Source organism: Providencia stuartii, assembly GCF_029277985.1.
GTDB classification, from domain to species: Bacteria; Pseudomonadota; Gammaproteobacteria; order Enterobacterales; family Enterobacteriaceae; genus Providencia; species Providencia zhejiangensis.
This window is the reverse complement of the sequence record NZ_CP119546.1, coordinates 1,646,098-1,662,466: the sequence shown is the minus strand read 5'-3', so window position 1 is coordinate 1,662,466 and position 16,369 is coordinate 1,646,098. Positions and strand designations below refer to the sequence as shown.

The 16,369-nt window shown below is 41.3% G+C and carries 11 protein-coding genes; 3 read left to right on the top strand and 8 right to left on the bottom strand.

Features of this window, described 5'->3' with window-relative positions; genetic code table 11:
* Positions 1 to 116: 116 nt before the first annotated feature.
* The 5 genes from glnB to P2E05_RS07190 form a co-directional block, all read right to left on the bottom strand.
* Positions 117 to 455 (bottom strand): nitrogen regulatory protein P-II, encoded by a 339-nt coding sequence (gene glnB / locus P2E05_RS07210; protein ID WP_272657546.1) that lies wholly within the window; start codon positions 453 to 455, stop codon positions 117 to 119.
* A gap of 12 nt (positions 456 to 467) precedes the next feature.
* Complete coding sequence (locus P2E05_RS07205) at positions 468 to 2,090, bottom strand: NAD+ synthase (RefSeq protein WP_154625169.1); 1,623 nt, start codon at positions 2,088 to 2,090, stop codon at positions 468 to 470.
* A gap of 118 nt (positions 2,091 to 2,208) precedes the next feature.
* Positions 2,209 to 3,549: a two-component system response regulator GlrR gene (gene glrR / locus P2E05_RS07200; protein WP_163861020.1), complete on the bottom strand. Its 1,341-nt coding sequence runs from the start codon at positions 3,547 to 3,549 to the stop codon at positions 2,209 to 2,211.
* The gene (qseG, locus tag P2E05_RS07195) at positions 3,536 to 4,387 is read right to left on the bottom strand and encodes a two-component system QseEF-associated lipoprotein QseG (protein WP_154625171.1); all 852 of its coding nucleotides are present in this window, start codon (positions 4,385 to 4,387) and stop codon (positions 3,536 to 3,538) included. Before qseG ends, glrR begins: the two co-directional genes overlap by 14 nt.
* A 2-nt stretch (positions 4,388 to 4,389) precedes the next feature.
* Positions 4,390 to 5,829 (bottom strand): sensor histidine kinase, encoded by a 1,440-nt coding sequence (locus P2E05_RS07190; RefSeq protein WP_276123075.1) that lies wholly within the window; start codon positions 5,827 to 5,829, stop codon positions 4,390 to 4,392.
* A gap of 902 nt (positions 5,830 to 6,731) precedes the next feature.
* Between P2E05_RS07190 and P2E05_RS07185 the strand changes: the two genes are divergently transcribed.
* A complete protein-coding gene (locus P2E05_RS07185; RefSeq protein WP_154624684.1) occupies positions 6,732 to 7,763 on the top strand; it encodes a methyltransferase in 1,032 nt (343 codons plus the stop codon).
* A gap of 225 nt (positions 7,764 to 7,988) precedes the next feature.
* Here P2E05_RS07185 and purL read toward each other — a convergent pair whose 3' ends face one another.
* On the bottom strand, positions 7,989 to 11,876 hold the full coding sequence (gene purL / locus P2E05_RS07180) for a phosphoribosylformylglycinamidine synthase (protein ID WP_163863542.1): 3,888 nt from the start codon (positions 11,874 to 11,876) through the stop codon (positions 7,989 to 7,991).
* 445 nt (positions 11,877 to 12,321) lie between these two features.
* Here purL and mltF point away from each other — a divergent pair, with 445 nt between their 5' ends.
* Positions 12,322 to 13,956 carry a membrane-bound lytic murein transglycosylase MltF gene (gene mltF / locus P2E05_RS07175; RefSeq protein WP_230085909.1) on the top strand — a complete coding sequence of 545 codons (1,635 nt, stop codon included), beginning with the start codon at positions 12,322 to 12,324 and terminating at the stop codon, positions 13,954 to 13,956.
* Between the two features lie 58 nt (positions 13,957 to 14,014).
* Here mltF and tadA read toward each other — a convergent pair whose 3' ends face one another.
* Positions 14,015 to 14,551 (bottom strand): tRNA adenosine(34) deaminase TadA, encoded by a 537-nt coding sequence (gene tadA / locus P2E05_RS07170; protein ID WP_163861019.1) that lies wholly within the window; start codon positions 14,549 to 14,551, stop codon positions 14,015 to 14,017.
* A 195-nt stretch (positions 14,552 to 14,746) separates the two neighbouring features.
* The gene (leuE, locus tag P2E05_RS07165) at positions 14,747 to 15,394 is read right to left on the bottom strand and encodes a leucine efflux protein LeuE (RefSeq protein WP_154635755.1); all 648 of its coding nucleotides are present in this window, start codon (positions 15,392 to 15,394) and stop codon (positions 14,747 to 14,749) included.
* A gap of 201 nt (positions 15,395 to 15,595) precedes the next feature.
* Between leuE and P2E05_RS07160 the strand changes: the two genes are divergently transcribed.
* Positions 15,596 to 16,054, top strand: a complete 459-nt coding sequence (locus P2E05_RS07160) for an XRE family transcriptional regulator (protein ID WP_154635754.1) — start codon at positions 15,596 to 15,598, stop codon at positions 16,052 to 16,054.
* The last annotated feature ends 315 nt before the right edge of the window (positions 16,055 to 16,369 follow it).

Sequence of the window (16,369 nt, the reverse complement as noted above, 5' to 3'; positions counted from 1 at the left end):
AATGCTTCCGCGGGATATTGATGGTGCGGATCCCTAAGAACATACACAAGTATGTCACTAGGGCCCGCAAAAGAAGAGCACAAGGTGATGACACAAAATAAGATGAGGGTTGCGGGTTAAATCGCTTCCTCGTCTTGCTCCCCTGTTCTAATTCGGATAACACGAGAAACATCATAGACAAAAATTTTGCCGTCACCAATCTTGCCTGTTTGAGCCGTTTGCATGATCGTTTCGACACAGTTTTCAACGATGTCATCAGGCACAACGATCTCAATTTTAACTTTTGGCAAGAAATCCACCATATATTCTGCGCCACGGTATAATTCAGTATGGCCTTTTTGACGACCAAAACCTTTCACTTCGGTTACCGTCATACCAGTAATCCCAACTTCAGCTAAGGCTTCTCGGACATCATCCAGTTTGAAAGGTTTTATAATTGCATCAATTTTTTTCATAAATAGTTCCTGTTATGACCAATTTTTACGGCCAAAACCCGACGTGATTGGATAACGACGATCTTTCCCGAAGTTACGCACCGTAATGCGAGGCCCAACAGGTGCTTGGCGGCGTTTATATTCATTAATATCGACAAGGCGCACAACGCGACGCACAATCGCCTCATCAAAACCTTGTTCAATCAGTTGTGCGACAGAATAATCTTTTTCTACATAGCCTTCCAGCAATGCATCTAAAATATCATAAGGTGGTAAGCTATCTTGGTCGAGTTGCCCCGGCGCTAATTCCGCTGAAGGTGGTCTATCGATCACGCGTTGTGGGATCGCTGGAGACACGGTATTACGGTATTGTGCTAGCTCGAAAACTAATGTTTTTGGCACATCTTTTAGCACATCAAAACCACCCGCCATATCGCCATATAAAGTCGAATAACCAACAGCAGATTCACTCTTATTACTGGTTGTCAGCACTAAACGGCGACGTTTATTTGACATTGCCATCAAAATAACTGCACGACAACGCGCTTGTAAGTTTTCTTCTGTGGTATCGACTTGCGTTCCTTCAAACATTGGTTGAAGCTGTGCCATAAAAGCATCAAACATAGGCTCAATTGACACAATATCAAATTCAACTCCCAGCAGTTCAGCTTGCTCTTTCGCATCATGAATGCTCATTTCTGACGTGTAACGAAATGGCATCATGACGGCTTGAACACGCTCCTGACCAATTGCATCCACTGCAATCGCAACGGTAAGACCTGAATCGATCCCGCCCGATAAGCCAAGTATCGCGCCATTAAAACCATTTTTATTAATATAGTCACGAGTTGCCATAACGAGTGCTTGATAAACCTGAGCAACAGGCGACAATACAGGAGGTAACTTTTCCATAGGCACGATGCTGAGTTCGTTGAACTGGCAGTTCACCACTTGTTCTTCGAATTCCATGAGTTGATGAGTCATATCACCATTACTGGCCAAAACCTTAGACGCGCCGTCAAAAATCAGTTCATCCTGACCGCCAACTTGGTTCAAATAGACAATTGGCAGCTGTGTGCGTTGGCAATGAGCGACCAGCAAATCACTACGAATATGTTCTTTATGACGATCATACGGAGATGCGTTAATCGTTAATAATAACTCGGCGCCAGCTTGTTTAATGGCATCAACAGGGGCATCGAACCAAATATCTTCACAAATGAGTAAGCCTATGCGATAGCCTTTAAAATCGATAACAGCGGATTTATTGCCCGCGGAAAAATAACGCGGTTCATCAAAGACACCATAATTTGGTAATTCTTGCTTAAAATAACGCGTTAATAACTTTCCTTGATAGAAAAAAGAGAGTGCATTATACATTTGACCCGCTTCATGCCATGGATGACCAACAATAATGGCGGTTTCAGTACTCGCATTTTGTAAACGTTCTAATTGCACTAAACAGCGCTGGTTAAAATCGGAGCGAAATAGCAGATCCTCTGGGGGATATCCCGTGAGTGATAGCTCAGAGAACATCACAATGTCAGCAATATCTTTTTGTTTCTCAAAAACCTGCAACATACGATCGCAGTTACCTTCAATATCACCCACTAACCAATTTAATTGAGCTAATGAAATATTAAGCTTACGGCTCATAAGGTATTTATTCTCCCGAGCATTTATATTGATACCTTCATTCACTCTTAGCCGTGACTCGTTTACGGCGACTATGTCTTGAGTCACTTAACAGGATAAATGTAGACTATGTTATTCATTATTCTTTGAAGTCATTCGCTTCTAAATCGTGACGAGCCAATAACTTATAAAACTCTGTACGGTTTCTTCCCGCCATACGAGCCGCTTGAGTGACATTACCTTTCGTCATTTGCAGTAACTTGCGTAAATAGTTCAATTCGAATTGGTTACGCGCTTCAACAAAGGTTGGCAATGCCGTATTTTCACCTTGTAAAGCTTGGCTCACTAATGCTTCACTAATAACAGGTGTTGTCGTCAACGCAACACATTGTTCGATTACGTTAACTAATTGACGCACGTTACCCGGCCAGCTGGCTGACATTAAGCATTTCATTGCCTCGGTGGAAAAACTACGTACAAACGGTTTATGCCTTGATGCCGATTCACGTAATAAATGATTCGCCAAAATAGGGATATCTTCTGCTCTTTCGTTCAGTGCAGGTATCCGTAAGTTCACGACATTCAAACGATAATAGAGGTCTTCCCGAAATTCATTTTTTTCCATGGCTTTAGGCAAATTACGATGGGTAGCAGAAATAATCCGCACATCGATGTCTAAGTCACGGTTACTCCCTAATGGCCGTACTTTACGCTCTTGTAACACACGCAGTAATTTCACCTGTAAAGGCATTGGCATATCACCTATTTCATCAAGAAATAAGGTGCCTCCACTCGCTGCAAAAAATAGCCCTTCACGGCTACTCACAGCACCTGTAAATGCCCCTTTTGCATGACCAAAGAGTTCTGACTCTAATAACTGTTCAGGTAAAGCGCCACAGTTGATAGCAATGAATGGCTTATTCGCCCGAGGACTGGCCTTGTGAATGGCTTGCGCGAGGACTTCTTTACCTGTACCACTTTGCCCATTAATTAATACGCTGACATCCGATTGTGCCACCATATGGGCTTGTTCTAGCAGCCGAATCATCAACGGGCTACGTGTCACAATCCCCTCGCTCCACTCTTCATCACTGATCGGTGTTGAAGACAATGCCAGTGCGTCATCAATCGCTTTATACAATGCATCTTTATCAACAGGCTTAGTGAGAAAACTAAATACCCCCCGTTGGGTTGCTGCAACGGCATCAGGTATAGAGCCATGGGCAGTTAAGATGATCACAGGTAAGTTAGGATGGTGTTTTTGAACTTCATCAAACAGCGCCATGCCGTCCATTTCATCCATTCGCAAGTCGCTAATGACTAAATCAACTTTTTCTTTTTGTAGTAGCTTTAACGCTTCCATTCCGCTTTCAGCTGTTATGACTTTAAACCCTTCGCTGCTTAAGCGCATACCGAGTAATTTCAGCAGGCTAGGATCATCATCCACCAACAATAGATTTGCTGATTTACGGCTGGTCATTACGCTCACTCTCCAATTGATTATTTGTGGTTGAATTTTCGCTCTCAGTAACAGGCTTCTCTACTTTAACCGCTTCTTTGGCCTGATTTTTATCAACTGCTTCTACCTCTTTTTCTGTTTCATTGGTATTTTGCTTGCGGGAAGAGAGCTGTCTTTCAATATCTGTCAAATTCTCTAATTTGCGTGATGTCGTGTCCAACTCAAAGAGTAGTCGAGCATTCTCCTCTTTCATACGATCAAGCTTATTATCTGTTTCTTGCTGTAAGCGCTTAAAACGAGAATTGGCTTCCGCGAGATTGATAATTTGTACTTGCTGCTCACGCCAGAGCTGAAGTAACGGACGAATTGCCGTCGGGAAGTTAAGGCTAAAGGTATTCATGCTATCGACCATTTTACGTCGCTCAGCAATCGAGGGTTCTGCTGCTCCCATAAGAATACTTTGTTGAAATGCATTCGACCAATTATCAATAGACAGTTGTAAGGCTTGTGCGCGGGCTGTTTTCGGATCAAGACGATCGGCACAATCCATCATCCTCAGCCAAAAAAGGGCATTTTCACGCGCACTCTGCTGCTGATTATCCCAAATTCCATGACAATCAGCATAACGGTAGTCTGTGACTTTGACCTCGGGTACCACAACTTGCGCCAATGTATCTAATGGCGATTGTCCACTTTTAGTCGCACACCCTGTCAAAATTAATGACAATAATAATGCGCCTAACTGTACCGTTTTTCGCTTTTGGATAAATGTCGTTGTTTTTTTCGTTAATTCGATGTATCGCTTTGACAGCATTGTCAAATGCAGTGCTGTCAAAACATCTGTAGACCTATTTGCCATTATTATTCATTCTCTGCAGTTAAAGGCAGTTCAATTCTAAAGCAGACATCTGCTAATTTATGGGGAACAAGTGACAATTCACCCCCCATTTGCTTAATACAATCTTGCGCAATACTTAATCCTAGACCACTTCCTTTGACGGCCCCTTTTCTCACCAGTGACCCTTGATAGAAAGGTTCAAAAATCATACTTTGCTCTGATTCAGGAATAGGCGTGCCAGTATTAGCAACTTCAATGACAAGCTTATTATTTATTCTGCGGCTTGTGATCCAAATATTACCTGATTCACTGCCATAGTGCACCGCATTGGAGTAGATATTATCAATAACACGTCCAAGTAACGTTGGTTCAGCAAGGCAATGATCAATTCGTAAACGGATATCTGTTTGAATATTTTTCGCTCTCGCTGGTAAATTATGAGCCATAACAATGTCTTCAATCAATTTTTGTAAGTCGACATGCTGTGCTTCTGGCGGACTATCAGCCAACTTGCGATTATAATCGAGAAGCTGTTCAATAAGTTGCTGAAGATGCTTACTACTATGATCTAAAATTTCGACGACTTCTTTTTGTGAAGCGGTGAGTGGCCCTGCCACTTCATCCGCAAGTAATTCTGTGCCTTCACGCATACTGGCTAATGGTGTTTTAAGTTCATGAGAAATATGCCGTAAAAATTCATGTCGCTGTGACTCTAGCCAAGCCAAGCGTTCACTTAACCAGATAATACGCTGCGCTAAAGACCGTAGCTCACGGGGTCCTTTGAATTGCTTAAGATTATTTGTTAAGGTCCTTCCCGTGCCTAACCGATTGATCATTCGCTCAATCCCTTTCACAGGCCCAATAATCATCCGTGTAAATAGCGCAACCAATAAAACGCTTAATAGAAATAGGATCAGACTTTGCCAACCAAAGAGTTGCCCTTTATTTGCAATCGCTTTTTGTAGCTGCTCGCCTCGACTAAAAATGACATCACGCGTTTCTTGTATCAATACATTATTTTGTTCAGAAAATTGGCTTAATGCGGTCGTGACTTCTTTTGGTGGCTCACTATTTTCACAAACCACTGTTTTTAGCTCACTCAATGCTTGAGAAAGCGCTGAAGTATCTGTTTCTTTAGGCAGTATTGTTTTCTGCCGTTCGAACATTTGTTGATAATCAGAGAATTGTTTTAAATAAAGCGAATGTAAAGAGGCATCTTTTAATACACAATACTGACGGTAGCTTCTTTCCATTTCTAAAGCTAATCCCCCCATAGCCTCACTACGGCGAGTATCCAAAAGTGTTGTTTTATTAATTTGAGCCGCTTGGTTACTTAATTGCTCCAAACTTTGATAAGCCTGATAAGCCAATACCAATAGCGGTAATAGCACTAACCAAAATGCCATGACAACCAATTGGCGCAAGGAGCGCGGAAATAGACGCCATTTACTCAATGCATTCATCTCACACCTATTAAACGTGGTTCCATGGTAGCAGAACTGAGTACATTAGGTGAACCTGATTACGACAGTTCAGTTTTCCACTTCAAAAAAGGATGATCCAGCTAGTCACAGCAAGCAATGTGCCAATCTATTTGAAAACAAGAATGAATATGAAAAGAATGAATTTGGGGATAAAAACAGGAAGGCGGAATAAAGTGTTCAACTCTATTCCGCCAGCGATTTACTGATGTGATATATGATTATCTCTCTATAATCATATAGGTGGTGCCTCACTCCACGTGTCGTCCGGTGTTTGATAAGGTCTAAAGACGAATATCTGTGCTGTTGGACGGTAGGCACCTTACTTTGGCATCATTCTTGCTTTATGTGGTATGTTCCCACCTTATTGTGGACCGACATAATAATGTTGAATGAGCAACTGAATATTATTATGCATACATCATGCCAACTTTTCAATATATTTTTTATTTAATTGAAATTTAAGGGTTTTTATTTAAAACCTCGCAATTAATTTCTTTTTCTGGCCCTAAACCTATCACCCATTATCACAAATTGTCTCTTATTAAAGACACCTATCACCCGAATATAAATTACCCTTTAATTTCAACAATTTAAATGTCGCCAATTAGCGACAGTCTAATAGTGGGTTTGTCGCTAAATTTATACACATCCGTAAATACGCCTGATTGCCTACCCCTAAAACCACAAAATCATTAATAAAATTACTTAATAAAAGTATTAACTGTAAGTATCAAAAAGAAAAAACAACAACAAAATGACTAACTATATTGATATTTATTAACTTGTTATTTTTAACGGGAAATTTCACCAATCTAAAAACATCAACAATACTTAAGTTAAGGTGATCTTTTTTAGCCTTCGAAAACTCAATGAGGAAATTTATGAACGTACAATCAAACAATAGGATAGAAACCATTGATATGCAGCCCGCGCTGCATGTGCTGGAACAAACTATCGGTTTTGTCTTCCAAGCTGCGCTACGTGCTGCTGTGCAGTTAAATATCGCAGACCATTTAACACAGGGAGCAAAAACCATTCATCAGTTAGCCGATAGCATGAATGTGGATGCAAAAATAATTAAAAAAATCCTGCGAGTACTTGCGACACGTAACATTTTTACCTGCCAAGGGGGAACCCATTACGCGCTCACTCCAGAAGCCGCATTTTTATGCTCGGATCACCCCTACTCATTACGTCCCGCAATCCTCTGGCTGACAGATAAAACCTTTTGGTTAACCAGTGCAAGGTTTGCACAATTCGCTTATGGAAGAAAGCCATTTGAAGAGCTATTCGGCGCTACATTCTTTGAGTACTGGGAAAAAAAGGCTTCACAACCGGATGGTTTTGATGAAGGGCAGGCTTCTTTATCAAAGATTGAAAATGAATTTATCCTACAAAACTATACCTTTCCCCAAAATATTATTGTTGCCGATATTGCCGGCGGCTTAGGCAACCTACTTCTTGAAGTATTAGCCCGTAATCCCTCATTGAAAGGGATTTTATTTGATAAAAAGCATGTGCTTGAAAAAAATATTTTGTCCAAATTAAACGATAATACTCGCTGGAAATTGCAATCGGGTTCTTTTTTTGAGCAGTGTCCAGAGGCCGATATCTATTTGTTGAAATACATCACTCATGATTGGCCCGATGATAAACTTGTTGAGATATTTAAAACTATTCGCAACGCAATGAAGCCCACCTCAAAATTACTGATCATGGATGCTGTTATCCCTGAAGATAATGCGCCTCATTTTGGAAAAGAGTTAGAACTTATATGTTTGAGTGTGATTCATGACAGTAACGAACGGACAAAAAACGAATTTATGGAATTATTTTCGCAAGCGGGTCTAAGGATCACCCAAATCATCCCAACAAACAGTCATATCAGCATCATTGAAACTGTTCCAATCTAATTCGCGGCAAACAAAAAAATAGCCCCATCAGACGGGGCTATCAGACTGCCGCTAAACCTATTATATTTGGCGGCAAGTCGAATCGGTTTTGAAAATAAACGAGGAAAATCAATTTATTGATTTTCGACTGATAACACAAAGCGGGAAAAACCACGCTTTTATCCCGCTTTGTCAACAACCTCATAGCCCCGTCAGACGGGGCTATCCACTTTATATTTAATCGAGTTAACCTAATTGTTTACGTGCATTACGGAAAATACGCATCCATGGGCCATCTTCACCCCAATTATCAGGATGCCACGAATGACTCACAGTACGGAATACACGCTCCGGATGAGGCATCATAATCGTCGCTCGGCCATCCATTGAGGTTACAGACGTGATCCCATTTACAGAGCCATTTGGGTTCGCCGGATATTGCTCAGTCACTTGCCCGTAGTTATTCACAAAACGTAACGCGACTAATCCCTTGTTTTCCAGTTGCTGAATATGAGTAGGCTGTCTTGCTTCAACGAACCCTTCACCATGAGAGACCGCGATAGGCATACGTGAGCCAACCATATCTTGCAGCAATAATGATGGGCTCTTCGCCACTTCAACTAAACTAAAGCGAGCTTCAAAACGCTCAGAACGATTGCGAACAAACCGTGGCCAGAACTCTGCCCCTGGAATTAACTCATACAGGTTAGACATCATTTGGCATCCATTACACACACCGAGAGATAAGGTATCTTGGCGCTCAAAGAAAGCGGTAAATTCGTCACGTACTTGAGGGTTAAACAGAATCGACTTCGCCCAGCCCTCTCCAGCACCTAATACATCACCGTATGAAAAACCACCGCATGCAACCAGTGTTTGGAAACCTGCTAATGATAGATTGCCCGCTAACAAATCACTCATATGCACATCGACAGCATCAAAACCAGCACGGTCAAATGCCGCTGCCATTTCAACATGAGAGTTCACCCCTTGCTCACGTAAAACAGCAACTTTAGGACGAACACCAGACATAATGTAAGGCGCGGCAATGTCATCAGCAATGTCAAAGGTCAGGTGCGTATTCAAACCTGGGTCTTGAGAGTCTAACTTAGCCTTATGTTCCTCATCGGCGCAATCTTCGTTATCACGTAAGCGTTGCATCTGCCATGTCGTTTCCGCCCACCATTCGCGTAATGTACTACGTGATTCATGATAAACTACCGTGTCACGGCTATTAATCACTAACGCATCCTCTTGCGTTACTGTGCCTAAATAATGTAGGCACTCACCCAAGCCAGCATCCGCAAAGCAAGCTTCAACATACGGTCTATCTTGTTGTTTAATTTGGATCACCGCACCTAACTCTTCATTAAACAATGCGGCTAAAATATCCTCATCAAATTCACTGATATCCACGTTAATACCGCAGTGACCAGCAAAGGCCATTTCCGCTAATGTGACAAACAAACCACCATCAGAACGGTCGTGATAAGCTAATAGCTTTTGCTCTGATAATAAGCTTTGGATAGCCGTAAAGAAGCCTGACAGTAGTTTAGGATCACGAACATCGGGCGCTTTATTGCCCAACTGGCGATAAACTTGAGCAAGTGCAGAACCACCTAGAGCATTATGTCCTTGCCCAAGGTCAATCAGCATCAATGCAGAATCAGGCTGTTGTTTTAATTCTGGGGTCACGGTCAAACGCACATCTTCAACGCGACCAAATGCACTAATAATCAATGACAATGGTGAAGTCATCTCACGCTCTGCCCCATTTTCGTGCCAGCGTGTTTTCATTGACATTGAGTCTTTACCTACTGGAATCGTTAATCCCAGAGCAGGACATAATTCTTCACCAACCGCCTTAACCGCTTGATATAAACCTGCATCTTCACCAGGGTGACCGGCTGCCGACATCCAGTTAGCAGACAGTTTCACACGTTTAAGGTCTTGCACATACGCACAAGCGATATTCGTTAACGCTTCACCAACCGCCATGCGAGCAGAAGCGGCAAAATCCAGTAATGCAATAGGTGTTCTCTCACCAATAGACATCGCTTCGCCATAATAACTATCTAGGCTAGCAGTCGTCACGGCACAATCGGCGACAGGGATCTGCCATGGCCCAACCATTTGGTCACGCGCAACCATTCCCGTTACGCTACGGTCACCAATGGTGATTAAAAAGGTCTTTTCTGCCACAGCAGGCAGGTGTAAAACGCGCTTAACCGCTTCATTTAAATTAATCGATGTTCTATCTAGCGCATCGGGTTGTGCTTTTAATGTGTCGACATTTCGCAGCATTTTAGGGGTTTTACCGAGTAGCACATCCAGAGGCATATCGATAGGCTGATTATTAAAATGCTCATCTTTCAACACGAGCTCACGCTGCTCAGTGGCTTCACCAATCACAGCAAAAGGAGCACGCTCACGTTCACAAATGGCGGTAAATAGGGGCATTTGTTCAGGGGCTACCGCTAATACATAACGTTCTTGTGATTCATTACACCAGACTTCTAATGGACTCATGCCCGGTTCATCATTAAGAATTTTGCGTAATTCAAAACAACCACCTCGGCCACCATCACTCACGAGTTCAGGCATTGCATTAGATAAACCACCCGCACCAACGTCATGAATAAAGAGAATTGGGTTGTTATCACCTAACTGCCAGCAATTATCGATCACTTCTTGGCAGCGACGCTCCATTTCAGGGTTATCACGCTGTACTGACGCAAAATCCAGATCCGCATCGGATTGACCCGAGGCCATTGAAGAGGCAGCACCACCGCCAAGCCCAATGTTCATTGATGGGCCACCAAGAACAATCAGTTTTGCACCAACTGGGATCTCCCCTTTTTGGACATGATCAGCGCGAATATTACCAATCCCCCCCGCTAGCATAATCGGTTTATGGTAGCCTCGTAGCTCTTCACCGTTGTGGCTATTGACCTTTTCTTCATAGGTACGGAAATAACCTAAAAGCGCTGGGCGGCCAAATTCATTATTAAATGCGGCCCCCCCTAGAGGCCCTTCAAGCATAATATCGAGTGCAGTAACAATGCGTTCTGGTTTACCGAAATCTTCTTCCCAAGGCTGCTCAAATCCCGGGATACGGAGGTTAGACACGGAGAAACCCACTAACCCTGCTTTTGGTTTTGCCCCACGGCCTGTTGCACCTTCATCACGAATTTCACCACCAGAGCCTGTTGCAGCACCTGGCCACGGTGAAATTGCTGTTGGGTGGTTATGCGTTTCCACTTTCATCAAAATATGAGCATCTTCTTGATGATAACGATAAGTGCGACCTTCTGGTTCAGGGAAGAAACGCCCGACAGAAGAACCTTCCATCACTGCGGCATTATCTTTATAAGCCGATAAAACATAATCAGGTGTTGTCTCGAAGGTGTTTTTAATCATTTTAAACAGCGATTTCGGCTGTTTTTCACCATCAATGATCCAGTCAGCATTAAAAATTTTATGGCGGCAGTGTTCTGAGTTTGCTTGTGCAAACATATATAACTCAACATCTGTTGGGTTACGTTTTAATCCTGTAAATGCATCAAACAAATAGTCGATTTCATCATCAGCCAGCGCTAACCCCATTTCGATATTCGCTTTTTCAAGTGCTGAACGCCCTAAGCGAATGATATCGATAACTTTCATTGGCTGTGGTTGATGATGAACAAAAAGCGCTTGAGCCTGCTCAAAGTCGCTAAAAACCGTTTCCATCATGCGGTCATGAAGCAGTGCCGCAATGGCTTGCCATTGTGCCTGTGATAAAGCATCCGCCTGCACATAATAAGCGAGACCACGTTCAATTCTTTCGACTTGAGGTAAACCACAATTATGTGCAATGTCAGTCGCTTTGGATGACCAAGGAGAAATGGTACCAGGGCGTGGGGTCACTAATATCAGTGTGCCAAATGGCTCATGCTCCGCGAGAGAAGGTCCATATTTTAGCAAACTACGCAATTTGCCTTGCTCGCTATCACTCAAAGGTGCTGATAGTTCAGCGAAGTGCATATATTCAGCATAAATATCCGTAACAGGAAGCTGTTTTTCAGCAAACAACGCCAAAAGGCGAGTAATACGAAATGCTGATAGAGCAGGTGAACCACGCAAAATTTCCATAGTCATAATTTCTCTCATTTAAACGCCAGCCCTGATCATAAAAGCAGGGGAACTGGGAGACATTATAGAGCAATGCGAATCAATACGAAACCGTTTGCGTGACTAAAAATAAAGCAAACCGTTAAAAATTATTAGGAATGAAATAGCACAATATTGGTTGCACGGATCATAATTGTTGAGCAAAATGTCCAAACACTGGAAATATAACCATTACTTATAATTATTTTTTTACAACAACACCGGCATAAAACCCCTCATGGTTTTCCGAGCCACAAGTAGGCAGCAAAGTTTCTTAGCGCCACTATAATGAAATATTCGGATGGCAACTTAATTTGCTCAATTGATAAAGCAATGAAAAGTTCAGAGGGTATACATATGAGATATTTTCTTGAATAACATAAAGGTTAACTATTTAATCATTGTGATTGTTGCGCTTTTAGCGGCCATGATTATTGGACTTAATCTCCGTTGGCCCAATACGCAAGACAATCAGCTCAACCAAATCATCTCTCGCGGTGAGCTACGAGTGAGTGCAATTAGTTCTCCGTTGATCTATCAAGATGACGAAGCAAACTTGCATGGTTTTGATTATGAGCTTGTTCAAAGCTTTGCCGACTATCTCGGCGTTAAATTGAACATCACCCTGCGACCAACCGTTGAGCTAATTTTCGATGATATTGAGAATGGCAATGCAGATATTGGTGTTGCTGGATTGCTCTATAATAAAGATAGGCTGAAAAAAATGAAAACAGGGCCTAGCTATCTCAATGTCACACAGCAACTGGTTTACCGAAAAGGCTCTACACGCCCTAAAAGTTTTGAGGATATTAACGGTAAGCTCGTCGTGATGGCAGGTTCTGCTCATGCTAGTACCCTCAAAATGGCGGCTGAAAAACATCCTGAGTTGGTTTGGGAAGAAACAACCGAATACACAACTAGCCAGCTATTAGAGATGGTGGCGGAAGGGCTGATTGACTATACGCTAGAAGACTCTATTTCTGTTGCATTACAACAACGTATTCATCCTGAAATTGCGGTCGGATTCGATTTAGTCGATGACCATGCCATCACTTGGTATATGAAACGCCTTAATGATGATAGCTTGAACGCTGCTCTACTTGATTTTTTTAATGCCAGCAATGAATCCGATTTGCTCGCAAGGCTCGATGAAAAATATTTTAGCCATGTCGGTTCATTTGACTACTTTGATACCATGTCATTTATCAATGCTATCAATAAAAAACTTCCTACTTATCAACCACTGTTTGAAAAATATGCTACGGCGCTTGATTGGAAACTATTAGCGGCTATTGCGTGGCAAGAATCGCATTGGGATCCGTTGGCGACATCACCAACAGGGGTTCGTGGGCTCATGATGCTCACCAAACCAACCGCCGAAACAATGGGCGTTGCAGATAGATTAGATCCTGAAGAGAGTATTAAAGGCGGAGCTGCATATTTGGAATATTTAATGCAACGCCTTCCAGTTTCTATCGCCGATGATGATAGAATTTGGTTTGCACTGGCCGCCTATAATATGGGGTATGGCCATATGCAAGATGTCAGAAAACTAACTGAATTACAAGGTGGAGACCCAGACCGCTGGTTAGATGTAAAATCGAGACTCCCTCTGTTAACTCAAAAAAAGTATTATTCACAGCTTAACTATGGTTATGCGCGAGGGCATGAAGCCTATCGCTATGTTGAAAACATTCGTCGCTACCATCAAAGCTTAGTCGGCTATTTACAAAATCAAGATAAGAAGCAACGTGCATTGGCTATTGCCGAAAAATCATTGATTTTATTTCCACCGCTTGTCTCCCCTCACAGCCCCAATGACAAAACTGAAAGCACTGAGACGTCAGGGGATCCGGAAACCATCGTCGATAACGTGCCGCCGTCTACCACGCAAAGTGATGTGAAAGAGAAAGTCAGCCTAAAACAGAAACAATCCCCCCACAATGCATACAAACTGCCAGCCATTTCACCTGCAAATGGCCAGCCCTCTTTAGGACAATATCTCCTCTCCATCAACCCAGAAAAAAGCGAGCAGGATAAAGAAGATACTGTAACGAATTAATCAATGATTATCTGATTGGTCGATAAGGAATGTGTTGTTAGATATCGCTTTCGTTTATTCAGGCATTTTTGCTGTTTCGATTTTCAACACACTCACATTGAATTTGACTTAGCATTCTTTTTTGTTCTTTCTTTTGTGCTCTGCGCATTTTAAAAAAAGCACTTAACATCGTAGAGCAGGTTTCTTCGAGTACCCCACCCGTTACATCAATATAATGATTTAATCCTGGGCGTTCTAATAGATTAATAAATGAACCACAAGCCCCTGTTTTAAAATCTTTGGCACCATAAACTAAGCGCCCTATTCGACTATGCACTAATGCACCTGCACACATAATGCACGGTTCTAAAGTCACATACAGCGTGGTGTCTAATAGTCGATAATTATTAAGTGCCTTCCCACCTTGCTGTAAGGCGATAATTTCAGCGTGAGCTGTAGGGTCATGACTTTCAATTGAACGGTTCCATCCAGATGCAACTAATTGGTTATCCTTAACTAATAGTGCACCTACAGGTATTTCACCTGCATCTTGGGCATTTTTCGCCAATTCTAAAGCGCGATTCATCCAGTACTCATCAATCTCTACTTGCGTCACACCAACCTCTTCACTGTCTATTTTGATAGATTATACCCCAAATAGCTTGGCTTGCATGCAGATGATGAATCATGTAGATACCTAGGTGAGTTAAAAAATACCTGAACGTTGCCGTTATTATTAGCGCAACAGCAACGTCAAAGATAATAATTACAATCCATTGATTCAATGAAACTTTATTCAAAAAGATTATGATTAGTTACTGAAAATTGCCAGTTTCGCTGCAAATCCCATAAAAAAGCTGCCTACTGCACAATTTCCTAATTTAGCTAACACTTGTTTTTCACGTAAAAAACGCGCAATGAGGTAGCCACTAAAAATTAATAAACTTAGGTAGAGAAAGCTAACAAATTCAAGGATTGACGCTAGCACAAGGTAAGGTACCCATGCTTGTGCATAACTAAAGTCAATAAACTGAATAAAAAAGGAAATATAAAAGAGAATGGCTTTTGGGTTGGTTAAACTGAGGATCAGCGCTCTCGTGAAGATTTTTTCTGATTTGACCACGACCGAATCATCACCAGTATTGGGTAATTTTTTCTGTTTAAAAGTAACAAAAAGAATTTTACTCCCTAAGTATAATAGGTAAGCAGCCCCCAAATAACGCACGATCATAAACAGCGTGGGGGAGGCTTTTATGACAGAGGCAACACCAATGAATGAAAGGAAGATCAATATCGCATCGCCCGTGAACACACCTAACGCTGCACGATACCCAGCACGAGTACCATGTGAAGTGCTTGATTTTAAAACATATAAAGAGTTTGGCCCCGGAACAATGATGATTAGGATCAGCCCTGCCATGTAAGTCCAAAAATTTAAAACACCAAAACTTTCAAACATAATTAAGACCTTTGTGATTTTTTTCTTATTATTATCACAATCTTTCTGAGTTGTGAATATTTAATTCAACTCATTATTTGCTTATTAATTTCAAATGCTAAAACAAGCTAATAATAATCATTATTTTTAATTTTCTTTTATTTTCATACTATAAATGTGCTTAAGAAATATTTAACTCAACTAATAAATAAAGGATATGATATGGCACTTATTCAATCAGGTATCCAAGCCGGTATATTTGAACAATTTTATCCGACAACGCTTGTATATTCTGCTGCTAAAAAAGTCTTCTTCTTAGGTCATACGCCTCAAGAAAAAGCGTATTTTATTTATAGTGTAAATGATAAAGGAATTATTGATACAAGCGCACCTGTCCATAAAGGTAAATTAAACAGTTATCTCAGCAACCTTCAATATGTCCAAGACTTAACGCTGAACAAGCAATATATTTACGGTTATAACTTAGAAGAGAAAACGATTCAATTCTATTTAGTTCAGGATAATGGTAGCCTTGAAAATGTCTATGATTTCACCTTTAACGCGACTGGAATGCAAATTAGAACCGCCTCATTCTTTGTTATTAATGGTGTTTTGTATTACTACTACCAATACGAAAAATCAAAAAATTGGGAATCATTTAGTGTAGTTATCGTTAAATAAAATAAAGCGCTCGCACACTAGAATTAAGGATTGTTTTCAATCCTTAATTCTTTAACCCTGTTCAAATTCACATCAACACTTTATTGTGTTTATTCATCTATATAAAACTTTCAATATATTTCTGAATTAAAACGTCAATTATTCTACTGCATAAAACAAACTATATTGATCTTAATTGGATGGGTATAATCACTACGCTATTAGACCTTCCCAAAATACTCCCTCTTTTATGATAAAAAGCACAAGCACAAGCTAATCGATAAAACGGGTAATACACGACAAGAACAGATAATGCAAAGAATCGGTGAGTAATTC

Bases quoted from the DNA above. Each gene is read 5' to 3' on its own strand.
- glnB (WP_272657546.1), bottom strand. From the start codon at position 455: ATGAAAAAAATTGATGCAATTATAAAACCTTTCAAACTGGATGATGTC.
- P2E05_RS07205 (WP_154625169.1), bottom strand. From the start codon at position 2,090: ATGAGCCGTAAGCTTAATATTTCATTAGCTCAATTAAATTGGTTAGTG.
- glrR (WP_163861020.1), bottom strand. From the start codon at position 3,549: ATGACCAGCCGTAAATCAGCAAATCTATTGTTGGTGGATGATGATCCT.
- qseG (WP_154625171.1), bottom strand. From the start codon at position 4,387: ATGGCAAATAGGTCTACAGATGTTTTGACAGCACTGCATTTGACAATG.
- P2E05_RS07190 (WP_276123075.1), bottom strand. From the start codon at position 5,829: ATGAATGCATTGAGTAAATGGCGTCTATTTCCGCGCTCCTTGCGCCAA.
- P2E05_RS07185 (WP_154624684.1), top strand. From the start codon at position 6,732: ATGAACGTACAATCAAACAATAGGATAGAAACCATTGATATGCAGCCC.
- purL (WP_163863542.1), bottom strand. From the start codon at position 11,876: ATGGAAATTTTGCGTGGTTCACCTGCTCTATCAGCATTTCGTATTACT.
- mltF (WP_230085909.1), top strand. From the start codon at position 12,322: ATGATTATTGGACTTAATCTCCGTTGGCCCAATACGCAAGACAATCAG.
- leuE (WP_154635755.1), bottom strand. From the start codon at position 15,394: ATGTTTGAAAGTTTTGGTGTTTTAAATTTTTGGACTTACATGGCAGGG.
- P2E05_RS07160 (WP_154635754.1), top strand. From the start codon at position 15,596: ATGGCACTTATTCAATCAGGTATCCAAGCCGGTATATTTGAACAATTT.